The 15835-nt window shown below is 59.5% G+C and carries 14 protein-coding genes and 2 pseudogenes; 8 read left to right on the top strand and 8 right to left on the bottom strand.

The genetic code is table 11. From position 1 onward, the window contains the following. Positions 1-77 precede the first annotated feature (77 nt). From BLU35_RS18960 to BLU35_RS18975, 4 genes are all read left to right on the top strand, one after another. Complete coding sequence (locus BLU35_RS18960; RefSeq protein WP_093234050.1) at positions 78-1334, top strand: nucleotidyltransferase domain-containing protein; 1257 nt, start codon at positions 78-80, stop codon at positions 1332-1334. Beyond that, positions 1331-1792, top strand: a complete 462-nt coding sequence (locus BLU35_RS18965; protein WP_093234051.1) for a type II CBASS E2 protein — start codon at positions 1331-1333, stop codon at positions 1790-1792. The genes BLU35_RS18960 and BLU35_RS18965 overlap by 4 nt, the downstream gene beginning before the upstream one ends. Continuing rightward, entirely contained in the window at positions 1789-2826 is a 1038-nt protein-coding gene (locus BLU35_RS18970; protein ID WP_093234052.1) for a CBASS cGAMP-activated phospholipase, read from the top strand. Before BLU35_RS18965 ends, BLU35_RS18970 begins: the two co-directional genes overlap by 4 nt. Before the next feature lie 372 nt (positions 2827-3198). Then, positions 3199-4224, top strand: coding sequence for a hypothetical protein (locus BLU35_RS18975; RefSeq protein ID WP_093234053.1), 1026 nt, complete (start codon positions 3199-3201; stop codon positions 4222-4224). A gap of 25 nt (positions 4225-4249) precedes the next feature. On the opposite strand, the gene BLU35_RS18980 is transcribed toward BLU35_RS18975, so the two are convergent. The 3 genes from BLU35_RS18980 to BLU35_RS36695 form a co-directional block, all read right to left on the bottom strand. Next, positions 4250-5026, bottom strand: coding sequence for a metallophosphoesterase (locus tag BLU35_RS18980; protein ID WP_093234054.1), 777 nt, complete (start codon positions 5024-5026; stop codon positions 4250-4252). Between the two features lie 422 nt (positions 5027-5448). Continuing rightward, positions 5449-7365, bottom strand: a complete 1917-nt coding sequence (locus BLU35_RS18985) for an AAA family ATPase (protein ID WP_286161557.1) — start codon at positions 7363-7365, stop codon at positions 5449-5451. A 71-nt stretch (positions 7366-7436) separates the two neighbouring features. Next, positions 7437-7772 (bottom strand): DUF6634 family protein, encoded by a 336-nt coding sequence (locus BLU35_RS36695; RefSeq protein ID WP_093234055.1) that lies wholly within the window; start codon positions 7770-7772, stop codon positions 7437-7439. A 276-nt stretch (positions 7773-8048) separates the two neighbouring features. On the opposite strand from BLU35_RS36695, the gene BLU35_RS18995 reads away from it, so the two are divergent. Beyond that, positions 8049-8495, top strand: a complete 447-nt coding sequence (locus BLU35_RS18995) for a helix-turn-helix domain-containing protein (RefSeq protein WP_286161558.1) — start codon at positions 8049-8051, stop codon at positions 8493-8495. Between the two features lie 1091 nt (positions 8496-9586). Further along, positions 9587-10888, top strand: a pseudogene (locus tag BLU35_RS19010) (YifB family Mg chelatase-like AAA ATPase); the annotation flags it as partial. 64 nt (positions 10889-10952) lie between these two features. On the opposite strand, the gene cysK reads toward BLU35_RS19010, so the two are convergent. Both cysK and BLU35_RS19020 read right to left on the bottom strand, forming a co-directional pair. Next, the gene (gene cysK, locus BLU35_RS19015; RefSeq protein WP_093234059.1) at positions 10953-11921 is read right to left on the bottom strand and encodes a cysteine synthase A; all 969 of its coding nucleotides are present in this window, start codon (positions 11919-11921) and stop codon (positions 10953-10955) included. Between the two features lie 136 nt (positions 11922-12057). After that, positions 12058-12661: pseudogene (locus BLU35_RS19020) on the bottom strand (LysE family translocator). Between the two features lie 175 nt (positions 12662-12836). On the opposite strand from BLU35_RS19020, the gene BLU35_RS19025 reads away from it, so the two are divergent. Next, complete coding sequence (locus BLU35_RS19025) at positions 12837-13469, top strand: LysE family translocator (protein ID WP_057247939.1); 633 nt, start codon at positions 12837-12839, stop codon at positions 13467-13469. 22 nt (positions 13470-13491) lie between these two features. On the opposite strand, the gene BLU35_RS19030 is transcribed toward BLU35_RS19025, so the two are convergent. Together BLU35_RS19030 and BLU35_RS19035 are read right to left on the bottom strand one after the other, a co-directional pair. After that, positions 13492-13797 carry an NIPSNAP family protein gene (locus BLU35_RS19030; protein WP_057247940.1) on the bottom strand — a complete coding sequence of 102 codons (306 nt, stop codon included), beginning with the start codon at positions 13795-13797 and terminating at the stop codon, positions 13492-13494. Further along, the gene (locus BLU35_RS19035; protein WP_057247941.1) at positions 13794-14708 is read right to left on the bottom strand and encodes a DMT family transporter; all 915 of its coding nucleotides are present in this window, start codon (positions 14706-14708) and stop codon (positions 13794-13796) included. Before BLU35_RS19035 ends, BLU35_RS19030 begins: the two co-directional genes overlap by 4 nt. 131 nt (positions 14709-14839) lie before the next feature. On the opposite strand from BLU35_RS19035, the gene BLU35_RS19040 reads away from it, so the two are divergent. Continuing rightward, positions 14840-15277, top strand: coding sequence for an Lrp/AsnC family transcriptional regulator (locus BLU35_RS19040; RefSeq protein WP_057248242.1), 438 nt, complete (start codon positions 14840-14842; stop codon positions 15275-15277). A gap of 46 nt (positions 15278-15323) precedes the next feature. On the opposite strand, the gene dut is transcribed toward BLU35_RS19040, so the two are convergent. Beyond that, positions 15324-15797 (bottom strand): dUTP diphosphatase, encoded by a 474-nt coding sequence (gene dut / locus BLU35_RS19045; protein ID WP_093234060.1) that lies wholly within the window; start codon positions 15795-15797, stop codon positions 15324-15326. Positions 15798-15835 lie beyond the last annotated feature (38 nt).

Genomic DNA, 15835 nt, shown 5'->3' on the forward strand with positions numbered 1-15835 from the left:
ATTCACGAGTACGACGGAGGGGAGGGCGTCGGAAACCGATCTGGGAGGCGGGAAGCCTCGATTTAGGAGAAGTAGCAATGAACGTTATGAGGCCCACCGGGATCAACCCGTTCTTCGACCCTACGGACCGCTATCTTGCTGAGATCGCGTTCTCTGTGCAACTGCCGCCGTCGCTTCATGCCAAGGCGGACAGCCGCTATGCAGCGACGCGACGTCATCTGGAGGCATCGGTGTTCTTCGCCGACGGCATCGAACACTTCTACCCTCAGGGATCGATGGCCATCGACGCGACGATTTCCACTCGCGGCACCGACGACGAGTACGACATCGATATCATCGCTCAGCTTTCCGCACGCTATCGGGGTCTTGGCCCGCTCGGAGTCTTGAAGGCGCTCGAAGATGCGCTCTCCGACTACCCCGTTCAGGAAGTGATCAGGCAGACCCGATGCGTCACCCTAGTCTACAACGACCGCATGCACCTGGACATCAGCCCCGGTTTCCGTGACGTTGGCATGATTGAACGGTGCAGCCACATCATGCACGCGAAGGGGCCTAGCCCTTCCTCCGAGGATCAGGAGGTTCCGACGAACGCATACGGTTTCGCGGAGTGGTACAAGGAGCGAACCCCCGTCGAAATTGCAGTGCAGGAAGCCTTTCGCAAGAAATGGCAGGACCATCTTCGCGTCAAGGCGGACGCCGATGTCGATGACGTCCCTGATCAAACGCCCTTCGTCGTTAAAAACATGGCGACGCTGGCTCTGCAGCTCCTGAAGCGCTTCCGCAACATCCGCTACGATCAGATGGGCAGGAAAGGCCGCATGGCACCCTCTGTATTGCTCGCGTACTTCGCGGCAAGGTCCGCGACCCCCGGCCAGACTTTGACCGACGCCTTGCTCAGCCTTTGCGCCCTGATCATCCGGGAGATTGACACAGCAAGTATGCTTGATCGGAAGCTGTGCGTGCGCAATCCGACCCACTACGATGATGTCTTCACGGATCGGTGGCCCGAGTCCGTACAGCAACAGAACGAGTTCGCTTCCGACCTCCGCACACTTGTCGAGTCTATCAAGACGCTGCGGTCCGAGCGCACCGACCCGATCGAAATCCCCGGCATCCTAAAGCAGCTGTTCGGGGAGTACGTGGTAACGGAGACAATTCGGCGCATGGCCAAGGCCACGGGGTCTTCGATCCAGAGCGCGACGCAGTCCTACACCAAGAAGGGCGGACTTCTGGTACCGGCGGCGGTTGCCGCCACTCCGGCGGTTGCCGCGCCGAAGATTATCTCTCCGGTAGCCGCGACCCGTCACGGCTTCTACGGAGACCCGGTCGAATGAGTTTCATGCCATATACCATTGACGAACAGGCGGAAGCTATGCGTGCGGATTGGCCCGCCTTCGGATATCGCTTCGACGCGAAAAGGGATCAGGCCTTGTGGCTTGGCCGTATTACACCACAAAACCGCACTTACTTGATCGAGATTGCCTACGGCGTCGATCAGGTCCTGGAGGGGCCGAGCGTGCGGATCGTGTCACCTCGGCTGACCCGCCTTCCCGGAAACGCTGAAGGATCGCTCCCTCACGTCTACAATCGCGACCGCGACCCGATCCTTTGCCTCTTCGACCCTGCTGGCGTGCAGTGGACCGGCTGGCGGCTGATATCGAAGACGACCGTCCCCTGGGCGATCGACTGGCTTACTTGTTACGAATTCTGGCTGATGACGGGTGTTTGGGATGGCGGCGGCCGCCACCCTCCTGCGTCCGGCCGTCGATTTTCCGCGGAGAACCCGACATGAACTACATCCCTCCCAGGCGTTCTGACGGAACCTACCGTGACTTCAGGGAAAAGCTCCCTTGGCCGACGGACAAGCCTTTTCGCATTCTATCGCTCGATGGCGGTGGCATTCGAGGGCTGTTCGGGGCGTCCTATCTTGCCGAGATCGAGCGTCGATACCTCAAGGGTGCTTCGATCGGGGGATACTTTGACATGGTCGCAGGAACATCGACTGGCGGCATCATTGCTCTCGGGCTGGCCACTGGAATGTCGGCGGCCGAAGTCTCTAAAATCTACACGGAACGGGGCGAATTCATCTTTCCACCTCCGAAGCGACTGACGGGATGGTGGCGGTTTCTGAAGTCCATCCGCGCACCGAAGCATCGTTCCGAAGCCCTCAGGGACGAACTCCTGCGGGTTTTTAACCAGAAGGTCCTCAACGACACGACGTGCCGGACTCTCGTTCCGTGTTACGAGGCCGAGCACGGTGAGCCTTTCATCTACAAGACGCCGCACCATCCGGTCTACCAGCGGGATAGACACGCATCGATCGTCGATATCGCGCTTCATACGGCGGCGGCCCCGTCCTATATGGCCGCGGTCGAAAACCACGGCTACAAGATGGTAGATGGCGGTATATGGGCGAACAACCCGGTCATGCTCGCCGTCGTAGACGTGCTGGCCAGCTACGACATCGCGCCGGACAACATCCGCATCTTGTCGATCGGGACCGGAGACGAAACCGTTAGACTCGCAGAGCGCCATCTTACCGGAGGGTTGTTCGACTGGGGCTTCTCGCTAAAAGCCCCGCTGCTATTCAGGATGGCGGCTTCGGCGCAGTCCAAGAACGTCATCGGGCAAGCAGGACTGCTCGTTGGAAGGCCCAACCTGGTGCGCGTCGATCTTGGTGAGAAAGAACAGCAGATCGCGCTCGACGACGTGAAGCTCGCGAAAGCGGAACTGCCAAATGCCGCTCGATCCCATGCGGAAAGCAGCGGCCGCTTGGTGCGTGACATGTTCCTACACGAGCCGGCGGAGATGTATCAGAAGCACTAAAGGGAGAATTCTACCCTTGGATGGCACCACCGAAATCGATCCATAATGGATGGCTTCGATTTGCTCGCACTCTCAGATTGGTGTTTTCGGTAGCTAGATGCGTCGAGTCCGAGGGTTATTTGCCCGGCTCCTCGGCAACAGCTGACGTCCAAGAGCGAAATAAGGTCCGAAAATAGTGAAGGCCCCCGAAGGGGCCTCAGTGGTGCTAGTTCGCTTTATACTCCGAGGCCGCCCTGCACCAGGTAGTGGATCAAGACTTGTTCCTCAACTTCAGAGTGGCATTACGTTATCGCTTACATTAAACCCAGTCAACCGGATTTTGTTCAATTGTTTTTTGATCGCGGATCGCGATGCTCTGGCGCGGGTGACTATATGGTGGACTATTTGGCGATGACAAGGGGGCTGCTTCCGGCGAACCCGCCGCAGGACGTTGTATCGAAGATAGCGAATTTTATCCCAATCGCTAATCACTCTCTCATGCTGGACAGTCTGAGGGACGCCATTGGCGCTTCTCGACTGAATAAGGTCAAGAAAGGTGAGCTTCCTAAATGGCCGGACAATTTCATCGAACGTGTCCACAAGGCTTACAACAGACGAATAGCCGAGATGTCCAGGCTGTATCCGTTGTTCAACCTGTTTGAAAGCTCCTACCGCTCTTTCGTTGTTCAGGCGTTCGACGGACTCTATAATTCTGACCGCTGGTGGAAAGAAGCCTACGACATCGAGGTCCTACGCTCTGATCCCCACCATCACAGCGATCCTTGCATCGCTGCAATTGGCACCAAGCAGCTGAGTTTGGATGTCATCAACGCGGTACACGACTTTTCCAGATCAATTGCGACCAACAAGGAAGCCAGGGCCCTAGTGGCGAACGGGGCAGCTACCCGGGATGTTGTCGAATATACCAAACTTAGCGATCTGGAGAACCTTCTCGTTGCCGATTGGGCCAATATTAAAGGAGCCTTCGCAGTTGACTCCGCTTTCGGCGCGGCGAACTTCAAGGAGAAGTTTAGTATCGTACGCGGCGCGAGGAACACGGTTTTTCACCACCGAGATGTCCCGGACAAGGCCGATTTGTTTTCACTCGCCGAAGAACTGCTCGACTTGGTCGGCGTGCACCTCAAGACCGCTTACGACGATGCTGCGCTCTTTTCGGTTAGCCCTAACAAGTATTCTAAGAGTGAACGAGCCGACCATCACCGCTATCTTCAGATCGACCGAAAAGGCTTCACCGTAACTGCCCGGTTCGGAGAAAAAGAGACGAAGACGGAATGCGACGGCACCTGTAGCGGTGAAGCCTTGGTTCGCTATATCGGCTCACAAAAGGCGTCCAGACTCGTCGATCTTCAATGGTTGCATGTGGAAAACTTGAAGGCCGAGGTGGTAGTTAGTCCTTGAGCGGCCTTTGCACGGCAAGTCCGAACTAAACACGCGGGACGTCAACCAAAAAAGCCGGATCGAAGCCAGTCCTCTCACCTGGATAACCACGCGGGTTCGAAACGACCCGGGTTTTGCCAACTCTGTAGTCGGACCTGCTGTGAACATGGCCATGCACCCATAGGTCTGGCTGCGTTTCGAGCAGCATACCTTCGAGGTCCGAGGCGTAGCAACCCGACAACGGATCGTCTCGAAATTCTTGAGGAATCGATCGGCTAGAAGGCGCATGATGGCTGACAACAACCATCTTTCGCCCGCCGCTGTCACGGAGAGCGGACGCGATAAAGTCTTTGGATTCCTGATGCCTGCGAAACGCATGAATCGGGCGGAATTTCTGATACGGCTGCTTTGAAAATTTTATCCGCTTGAAGTCATTCATTCCGTGTCGAGCACTCTCCATTGCGAGGGCAGGATCGCGGCCGAATAGGCGAAAGTCCGTCCATAGCGTTGCCCCGACGAACGTAACGCCGTCGATTTCGACCGCGTCGTTGTCTAGGAAATAGATATTGCGGTGGCTGCCTGCCGCCTCTCGGGCATCACGGATGCTTTCCCGCATGGAAGCTCCGTAGAACTCGTGATTTCCTGCGACCAGGATGATTGGCAGTGTTTGGCCTATGGTCCTTGCGAGCCATTCGACACTTGGCACAATCCCCTTGGTGAGGACATCGCCCGCGCAAACGAGGACGTCGGTACCAGGCGGCGGCGTTGCGGCGAAAGGAATTCCAAACTCGATATGGAGGTCGGAAACTATCCATATTTTCATGATACGCGCCCTGCGTTCGCGCGTTTGCCGAATAGTATGGTCACCTTCCACTCAATCCCGAAGTTTCCAGCGACGTAGCGCAGCACTGACTTCCTTTGAGACCAAATCTCTATCATCGCCAGACAGTACATGCTTCGCCACTTTCAGCGCAAAGTCAGGATCATCGGGATCGTACCCCAACGGAGCGTCCGGTGGCGTCACATAGACTGGCGTCTGCGTTTCTCCGTTGTCGGGAGCGCAATTGCCATCTCTGTTTCCTCGAACAGTCCCCCTGCCAACGATTATTCGGCGGCCCAGTGGCTTAAAACCGACTTCGTCGAGGGCCGCGCCAACAGATTTTCCTGCCTCGCTGGCGGCTACAGATTCCGCCGGTGGTACCCGTCGAGGACCCGAAGTCTTTCGGCGTCGGTGTTTTTTGACCATCACATCCCCGCTCGCCGGGGCATTTTTGCAAGGCTGACCCAAGATGTCCGATGCCTCTGCACGATATACGTTACCTCTTCCCCCGACAGTTCCTTGGCGAGCATCAACTGCTCAACGAGCTGGTCCAATACGGCGCGCTGTCTTCGAACGATGGACCGTGCTCTCTCGAATTGCTGCTCAATGACATCATGAATTCTTTTCCGAAGTTCCGGATTTGAATCGCGCAGCTGTTCAAGCCGTCGCGGTCGACAATCTTCAACCGCCAGCGTGTGTCCCATTCCAAGGCCGCTTTCGAGGATGGTCGCCAACCTCGTGACTATACTTAGATCAGCGGCCTCGGGACCGGCCGCGCCGCAATCGAAAGAATCGAAGACCTCGGTCTCCGCCGCGACTCCGCCGAGAAGCACAGCAATCTCATCCAGGAATTCCGAACGCGTTCTTCGTCTCACCGACGGAAATGCGTAGCGAGTGTACCCGAGTTGAGATTGGCCATCGAAGACCCCGTGAGTCGTGACGGAAACCTTAACCAATTCCCCGAACTTCAATTCCGCTGCGACGAGCGCATGCCCTGCCTCGTGGACCGCCGTCGCATAGATATGCTCCTCCGGCAGCGCGATCACAGGGCGCAGATGCTCCATTATGTGTGACGCGGCTAAATTTACGCGTTGTCGCCGCGCCGTCCTCTCCGCGTCATTTACGAGCAGTTTGATGTCGGCTCCTGCAAACCCTTCCGTGGCGAGATCGAACACAATCGCCTGTTCCGCGTTGAGTTCGACGCCGCTGTAATATCGGACGATTGATCGCCTAGCCCCGCCGTCGGGAAGCGGAATCTCGAGGTGCCTATTAAGTCGTCCCGCGCGACGTATGGCAGGGTCGACGCGGTCAGGATAATTGCATGCCCCCAGCACGACCACTCCGACACGCCGTTCGAAACCGTCAAGCAATTGCAGGAGACCGGTGATGACACCCGTCATGTAACTCTGGTGGTGATCCCCCGTGTTCCGATCGCCGAACGCATCGAGTTCGTCCAAGAACAGGATCGACGGTGCCTTGGAAGCGGCATCGTCAAACGCTTTACGCATCTCTTTCAAGAGCGCATCCATGGAGCCTTTCTCCTGCCATGAGGCAAAGGAGCCATAAATAATTGGTACATCGCAAGTTTTTGCCAGAGCGCGCGCGAATAGCGTCTTGCCGGTGCCCGGCGGTCCTGACAGCAAAGCGCCGCTGTCGACGCGATCCCAAGCGATATTGCCCGCGTTGTAGTCGGCGAGATCGGTTGCCAATTCCGTCCCCCACGCGACCGCGGGACCGAGACCGTGCAAATCCGAAAGCTGGGGCCCGGCCGCATCGGGCGCGGGAGCGTCAGCCGATGTCGATATCGTCGAAACACGCTGCAGTCTATCGAACGCGATCAACGGCGATCGACGCGATTGGAACGCTCTCTCTAGTCGCGTCCACGGCTCAGTGAGCAGCAGATCGACGTACCTGTTATCGAGCGGCACGTTGAAGCGGCGAAGCGCCGCCTCCGCATGCCTTCGGGTCCTGATCGGCACGTCCAAGATGGCATCGGCGGAAAGCTTTTCCTCATCGCTCGCCTTGTACCCAACCGGTTTGAAATAAACGACGCGCTCGCGTTCGGACACCAGTCCTTGTTCTCGTTGCCAGCGTTTCGATAGCTCGTACACCCAGGGGCGATCCTCGTCGCCGAGACGTCCGACAAAAATTCGGCCCGCCGTTTGAAAGACCTCAAAGTCGTAGTCTTCTTGCGGGCACAGCACGACGTTGAAACCCGCACCGTTCCTATTCCATGGCCGGAGGGCGGCCGCAATCGCGCAGTACGCCATATAGACGGGAATGGTGATTTCCGAGGGGTCGGTCCATGGCACGCGATACGATTTTCCGGAGCGTCTTGTCATCTCTCATTCCAGTGTGGCAACGCCGAGAAGCCCAGCAACATTGTTCGATCAGTGACCAATGATCGCTGGCGCTAATTCGCTTTCACTGAACCTCCGGAGCTCATCGCCCCGTGCGTCCCAAGGCGGTACCAGCGCGACCTAGTGCGCGCGAACTCACCACGCTCATCGATGTAGAAAAGCTCGCTCGTTTGAATCAGGCTATGATCATCAAGGATCGGGTGGCCGAGAACTCTTCCAACTAGGCACGGCACTTCCCGTGTGGTGCGCATCCATGAATTTATCATGACAGCGGATGAGCTCGCCGCTGGGGCAGGGGCGGCATTTTCGAGGTCGTCCGCGAGACGCCGGAGGTCTGCCGCGAGCGTTAGACGGGACATTACCCGCCATGCCGAATCATCGTAGCTCATTGATCCTCCGAATCATTTTGGATCATTTTTAATCCATTACGGTATCTATAGAGGCCTCCTTGGATTTTGGAAGACCCCACAGGGTAAATCGTTGACATTTTTTTCGGTGACCGGCTTGTCGGACCGATGAGAATTCCGGCCCCAGCTGACGCACTACGAGCTGCCCGCGCACTCCTGAACCTGACGCAGGAATCCGCGGCTGACCGCGCTGGCGTTTTGCGACGGTCACTTTCGACGGTCGAGACTTCCGAGCGGATGCCGGAAACGAACCTCAAAATGGTTGATTTCTACGTTGCGCAAGGAATCGAGTTCCTCGGAGATGCAAAGATCGGGGGGGAGATTACCCGATCGGGCGCGAAGTGGTCTGCTCCGAACACGACCGACTTGTCAGGCAGAGCCATCACTGGCGATTTCCATATAGAGGCAATTCCCGTTTCCTTGAAAGCAGCTCGCGCCCTTTGCAACAAAGAGCAGGCCGAGATTGCTGAACAGGCGAAAATGGCTCGGGAAACAGTGAAAGCGGCGGAGAAAGGGAATTGGTGGACCCCATCTCATCGAGCGCTCCAAGATTACTACGAAAGCTTGGGTATTGAATTTACCGGTTGGGGGGAAACAGCCACTGGGAAGTTCTATGGGGTTGGCGTGCGGTGGAAATCGGCCGGGTCAAGTCCCGAAAACGAGCATGCTGCCATACCGTCAGACCCCGGCCTACGTCGCCCTTAGCTCTGGTTTGCGATTCACGATAGCAGCCCACGTTTCTAGGTCATCTCGGAATTCGACACTCCAACCGCGGTTCCTCTCGCTGTTTTCCAAGAGCTGATAAGCCCGCGCGTCGTCTAGCCTGTCCACGGGTTCGCGCCCCTTTGGCCCATTGGCCCATCTCAAGAAGCTACTTAAATCGTCGCGGGATCGAAGCACCGGCTCATAACGAGCATAGGATATCGGATACTCGTGCTTCATTTGATCTAGGCCTGATCGGACACAAGCCCAGACATCATCAGCTGTCAGCGGGTCTCCACAACGCTCACGCTCGTCCAAATGCACGTAAACGTAGCCATGCTCAGAGCCCCCGTTCTCGGCACGTACAATCATTGCCATTGGGCGCGTTATGTTTTGGTAATGCAGCATCCGCAGTACCAAGAAATCGATCACTTGCGAACCACCACCGACCGGCCACGGCCCAGCCTCATCCGGGTCACCGCGACTGGATAGGCCAGAACATCTCCTCTCTAACTTTCGAAATAGCTCAAGCTGACGGTAGTCGCGTGGCGGAGCGCCCAAGTTGAGAAGGAAATTTAGAGGAGCCGAATTGAACAACATCGCGGCCACGACGAGCCAGATGCCGTCGTAGCCGCGCCAATGCGTTGGAAGCGCCTCAGAGAGTAGCCTCACCGCGAACTCCAACCGCGTGATAGGAGTGCCTGTCTCTCCCTCGATAGCCAACCGCTGATGTGACATGCTGCCTCCTCCAAACGGAGTGCCTGGAAGCCGGTCTTACGACCGTCTTCCAGGCACACTTTTGTTTGTTTTCCGCCCGGTGGTTCCATGGTGCCATGAACGGGATCGCTGTCAACAAGTGACCCGAGACGAGCTCGGATCACCTGTCCTTCGCATTCGCTACGGCCTCCGGTGACAACGATCCCTTATCATGGCTAGCCGGAAGCATCGGGACGGGGAACATCGCCCCGTGCGGATGTTCGATCCTCCAGAAGGATCGAACAGGGAACTGAGGGGTATGGGTCGACAATTGCATCCCGATGACGAATGCTCGTTTAAAGGTACTCTGAATAAGATTCTGGGAATGTGGCAGAAGCAGCCATTTCGATCTCGCGATCGCGCTCGGCCTGATGGCGGCGCTCGGCGCCATTCCCGGCGATGCGCTCTCACCCTATGTCGTGATCGGCGAGCTCAATCTCGACGGCACCATTACCGCCGTTGCCGGCGCCCTTCCCGCCGCGATCGGCGCCAATGCGCTCGGCAAGGGGCTGATCTGCCCGGCCGAAAGCGGGGCGGAGGCTGCCTGGGCAGGTGCGGAGATCGACATTCTCGCACCGCGCAGCCTGATCGCGATCGCCAACCATTTCCGCGGCACGCAGGTGCTTTCGCGGCCTCAAGCCGCGATCCGCTCGGGTGCTGCCAACCTGCCCGATCTCGCCGACATCAAGGGACAGGAAAGCGCCAAGCGGGCGCTCGAAGTGGCGGCCGCTGGCAACCACAATTTGCTGATGGTGGGGCCGCCGGGATCAGGGAAATCGATGCTCGCCGCGCGGCTGCCGTCGATCCTGCCGCCGCTCAATCCGGCCGAGCTGCTCGAAGTGTCGATGATCCACTCGATCGCCGGTCAGTTGCCGGGCGGCAAACTCTCGGATCGGCGGCCGTTCCGTACGCCGCATCACTCTGCAACCATGGCTGCCATGGTCGGTGGCGGCTTGCGCGCCAAGCCCGGCGAGGCCTCGCTCGCCCATCATGGCGTCTTGTTCCTGGACGAGTTTCCGGAATTCACGCCGCAGGTGCTCGACGCACTGCGCCAGCCGCTCGAAACCGCAGAATGCATTATCGCCCGCGCCAATCACCGGGTGAGCTATCCTGCCGCCATCCAGCTCGTCGCCGCCATGAACCCCTGCCGCTGCGGCATGGCGGGTGAACCCGGGCGCAGCTGCGCCCGCGGCCCGCGCTGCATGACCGATTACCAGGCGCGCATCTCCGGTCCGCTGATGGATCGCATCGATATCCGCATCGACGTTCCGGCCGTCAGTGCCGCCGATCTGTTGAAGCCGGCCGCAGCCGAAAGCAGCGAGGTGGTGGCGCGCCGGGTCGCCCGCGCCCGCGCCTTGCAGGTCGACCGCTTCGTCGCCCTCGGCCATCCGGAACTGACCAGCAACGCCCGCTGCTCGACCGCGATGATCGAAAAGATCGGCGAGCCCGATCCATCAGGCCTGCAGCTTCTCCGGGACGCCGCCGAAAAGATGAAGTTCTCCGCCCGCGGCTATCACCGTGTGCTGAAGGTTGCGCGCACACTTGCGGACCTCGACGGCGCGCCGACCGTCGGGCGTATTCATCTGGCCGAAGCGATCTCCTACCGCATTGCCGGCGAGAGGCTGCAGGCGGCGGCGTAGAGGTCCGTTCGAAAGAAAAAGGGCGCCCACGGGCGCCCTTTCCGATCGCAGGAAAGCCATTGGCTTAAGCGCCGAGGCCTTCGAACAGCGCGGTCGAGAGATAGCGTTCGGCAAACGACGGGATGATGACGACGATGGTCTTGCCGGCGTTTTCTTCGCGCTGGCCAATCTCGATCGCTGCGGTGAGCGCCGCGCCGGCGGAAATGCCGACCGGCACGCCTTCGAGCCTGGCGACAAGGCGGGCAGCCTCGATCGCTTCGGCGCTGTTGACCGTAACGATCTCGTCATAGATCGAGGTGTCGAGGATCGCCGGCGCAAAGCCCGCGCCGATGCCCTGGATCTTGTGCGGGCCGGGTGCGCCACCGGAAAGCACGGGGGATTCTTCCGGCTCGACCGCGATCACCTTGATCGAGGGTTTGCGCGCCTTCAGCACCTGGCCGGCGCCGGTGATCGTGCCGCCGGTGCCGATGCCGGACACGAAAATGTCGACAGCACCTTCGGTGTCGTTCCAGATTTCCTCGGCGGTCGTCTTGCGGTGGATTTCCGGGTTGGCCGGATTTTCGAACTGCTGCGGAATGACGGCGTCGGGCAGCGTCTCGACCAGTTCCTGCGCCTTGGCGATCGCGCCCTTCATGCCCTTGGCACCTTCCGTCAGCACCAGCTCGGCGCCGAACAGCGCCAGCATCTTGCGGCGCTCGACCGACATCGTTTCCGGCATGGTGAGGATCAGCTTGTAGCCCTTGGCGGCGGCGACGAAGGCGAGCGCGATGCCGGTGTTGCCCGAAGTCGGCTCGATCAGGGTCGTACGGCCGGGAGTAATCTTGCCCTGGGCTTCCAGGCTCTCGATCATCGCCACGCCGATGCGGTCCTTGACCGAGGCGATCGGGTTGAAGAATTCGAGCTTGGCGAGCAGGTTCGCCATGACGCCCTTCTCCTTGGCAAGCTTGTCCAGCCGCACGATGGGCGTATCGCCGATCGTCTCCGTGATCGAGGAATAGACGCGGCCGCGGCCGGGCTTGCGTGTGTCGGACATGGGTTTCTCCCTTGGGCGTGAACTGTCACTTATGAGAATAGGAACAATGACTGCTCAATTCCAGAACGACAAACACGCAGCGACGATTCGCCGGAGGAAAAAGCACCGGCGAAGTTGTTGTTCAGGAAAAGTTTTTTCAGCTCGCGCGGACGGCGATATAGGCGGCCGTTCCCGCCAACACGCTGGCTGCGACCCGGTTCAGTGTTCGCAGCGCCTTTGGCTGCTTGAGCAGCACGTGCGCGCGCCGCGAGCAGCATATAGGGAACCAGCACCGCCAACAGCACCAGGAAGGTTGCCGTCAGCAAAAGGCCGTAGTCGCGGGGGCCGATGTCAGCGATGTCGATCAGCGTCGGCACCAGCGCCACATAGAACAGCATCGTCTTCGGGTTGCCGAGGGTGACGAGCAGACCTGAGAGGAAGGACATCACCGGACTCGTCGACGGCTTCGCCTTGATATCCTCGGGCAGCAGCCCCGCGGTCCAGAGCTTCCAGGCAATGTAGCCGAGATAGAGGACGCCTGCGAATTTCACCACAAAGAAGACCGTGGTGAAGGTCTGGGCGATCAGCGCCAGCCCGAGCACGACAGCCGTCAGGTAGATCATGTCGCCGAGCACCATGAAGAAGGTTTCGCGGAAACCGGAGCCGAGCGCACGGGCGACGAGCGCGGTCACGCCGGGACCCGGAATGGCCGCAGCGATGAAGAGTGCGCCGCTATAGGCAATGAGAGCCGCGAGCGTCATGGGCATTCCTTCCGATGGTGATGCCGATTTCTAGCGCAGACGGACAAAAAAGGGAAATCAAGGAACGACGACCGCTGGGCGCCTGACGACAAAATTGATCGGGTGACAAGTCTGGCGTTGTCCGCCGACGCGGGATCGGTAGAGCTTGCAGAAAACGAGCGAAAGGCGCCTCTCCATGCCCGAGTTGAAAGATATGATCGGCTTTGCCCTCCTTGCACTCGGTATGGTGCTGACGCCGGGGCCGAACATGATCTACCTGATCTCGCGTTCGATCAGCCAGGGGCCGGGCGCCGGATTGATCTCGCTCGGCGGCGTGGCGCTCGGTTTCGTCGTCTACATGATTTCGGCCGCACTCGGCATCACCGCGCTGCTTCTCGCCGTTCCCTTTGCCTATGATGCGCTGAGAATTGCCGGCGCCGGTTATCTTCTTTATCTCGCCTGGCAGGCTGTGCGGCCCGGAGGGCGTTCGCCGTTTCAGGTCCGCCATCTGCCGAAGGATGGGCCGAAGAAGCTGTTCGTCATGGGGTTTCTGACGAGCCTGCTCAATCCCAAGGTGGCGGTGCTCTATCTCTCGTTGCTGCCGCAGTTCATCCGGCCGGAACTCGGCAATGTGCTCGGCCAGTCGCTGGTCTTCGGGTCGATTCAGATCATGACCAGCGTTACCGTCAATGCGATGATCGCGCTTGCCGCCAGCGGCATCGCGGCCTTCCTCGCCGGGCGACCGCTGTTCATGGTGGTGCAGCGCTGGGCCATGGGCACCGCGCTTTTCGGCTTTGCGCTGAGCATGGCATCGGAGGCGCGGCGTTAATCCGCGCTTTATCGACCAGGGACTATTCGAAGACCGGCCGCATGAAGCTGCGCTCATAGCTGACGATGCAGCGCGTCTTCTCGGCATAGGCGAAGGCTTCCTGGCATTCCGGATCCGCGGCCATTTCCTGGCGGTAGCTTTCATAGGCCGCAAGGCTCGGAAAGCTGAAGAGCGCGAGCGCGATGTTGTTTGCCCCTTCATGCGGCATGAAATAGCCGTGATGCGTGCCGCCGAGACGGTTGACGAGCGGAATCCAGAGCTTGGCATAGTGCTCGAACTCGGCGGCCTTGTAGGGGTCGATGACGTATTTCAGGTAGCAGGTGATCATGCGGTTCTCCCTTCGCGCTCCCGCTTGATAGAAGAGGGCAGGCGAAGTTTCCAGCCGAGATTCATGCCGGCGGCGGCAATGAGGATGGCGATCGAGCCGAGGATCTGGATCGGTTGCAACTGATGGCCGAAGGCGATGCGATCGACGACGATGGCGGCGATCGGGTAGACGAAGGAGAGCGCGCCGGTCATATGCGTCGGCAGTCGCTGGATCGCGCCATAGAGCAGCACATACATCAGCCCTGTGTGGACGATGCCGACCGTGACCAGGATCGACCATTGCGCGGCACCAGACGGGGCGGGCGCCGCGAGCGCCATCGGCGCCAGCATCAAGGTGCCTGTGATCACCTGGATCAGCGCGATCAGATGCGGCGGCGTACCCTTGAGCAGCTTCGTCGCGATCGCTGCGATCGCGTAGAAGAAGGCCGCGCCGATCGCCAGCGCAACACCCGTCAGATAGCTTTCCGGCGCGAAGCCGTGGCCGGGTTTGGCCGAAATGATCGCCAGCATGCCGGCAAACGAGACCGACAGCCAGAAGATCTTGGTGGCCGTGATCTTCTCGCCGAGGAAGAGCGCACCGAGCCCCAAGAGCATGAAGGGCTGGGTGTTGTAGACCATCGTCGCGATCGAGATCGAGGCGTGGGAATAGGCGGCGAAGAGCAGCAGCCAGTTGACGACGATCGCGACGCCGCCGACGATCGAAAGCAGCAGCATCCGTCGGCTGAAGTGGCGGCGATCGAACAGACCGAGAAACCAGGCAATGCCGACGAGTGTCACGGCGCCGAAGACACAGCGCCAGAAGACGACGCTCGTCACCGGCTGCCCCGACTTCAGCACGAACCAGCCGATGGTTCCGGAAATCAGCATCGCGGCTGTCATCTCGATGCTGCCGCGTTTGAGTTCGGTATTCATGTTCGCCACTCCATGTTGGTGATCGGAGAATAGCCGGTGCTTGCAGCCTTTCCCATGGATGAACGAAGGCAATTGTGTTATATTGCCTAATTATCGAAGTTCTGTTCGTTACTTTGACTTATGGTGCCGTGATGCTGGACGAGATTGACCGACGGATCCTAGACATTCTGGCAGCCAATGCCCGGGTATCGCTGAAGGAGCTGGCGCAGGAGGCAGGCCTTTCCTCGCCGAGTGCTGCGGATCGTCTGCGCAAGCTGGAAGAGCGCGGCGTTCTCGATGGCTTCACCATCGCCCTCAATCCCCAGAAGGTCGGCTATCCCCTGCAGGCGGTCATCCGCGTGCGGCCGATGCCGGGCATGCTGCACATCGTTGAGCGGCTGATCCAGGACACGCCCGAAATCGTAGAATGCGACAAGGTCACCGGCGACGATTGCTTCATCGCCAAGCTCTTCGTGCGCGACATGGCGCAGCTCGACACGATCCTCGACCGGATCGCCGAGAAGGCGCAGACCAACACTTCGATCGTCAAGTCGTCGCCGGTCAAGCGCCGCTTGCCGCCGTTAATTTAAGAGAGCAATTCCAGGAAAAGTGTGAAGCGGTTTTCCGTTGCGTAGATTAAACCCCGGTCGAGCCGAAGCCGCCGGCGCCGCGCGTCGTCTCGCTGGCATTGTCGCTCTCGCGAACGGTGACCTGCGTGACCGGCGCGATCACCATCTGGGCAATGCGCATGCCGCGCTCGATGAGGAAGTCTTCGTCACCGAGATTGATGAGCAGCACCTTCACCTCGCCGCGATAGTCGCTGTCGATGGTGCCGGGGGTGTTGAGGCAGGTGATGCCGTGCTTGAAGGCAAGGCCCGAGCGCGGGCGGATCTGCGCTTCATAGCCCACGGGGACCTCGAAGATGAAGCCGGTCGGAACGAGGGCGCGTTTGCCCGGGGTGAGCCTGAGCGGCCGATCGCCGGGAACGGCTGCGCGCAAATCCATGCCGGCGGCGCCTGCCGTCTCATAGGCGGGCAGCTCGAGGCCTTCGCCATGCGGCAGGCGAACGAGGTTGAGGGTCGGGCGGGAAACGGAGGGGTGCGTGCTCATGACCGCATAAGCCGGGCGGCGGGCGCCTCGGTCAATTG

The sequence above is a fragment of the Sinorhizobium sp. NFACC03 genome (genome assembly GCF_900103435.1).
Lineage (GTDB): Bacteria > Pseudomonadota > Alphaproteobacteria > Rhizobiales > Rhizobiaceae > Ensifer.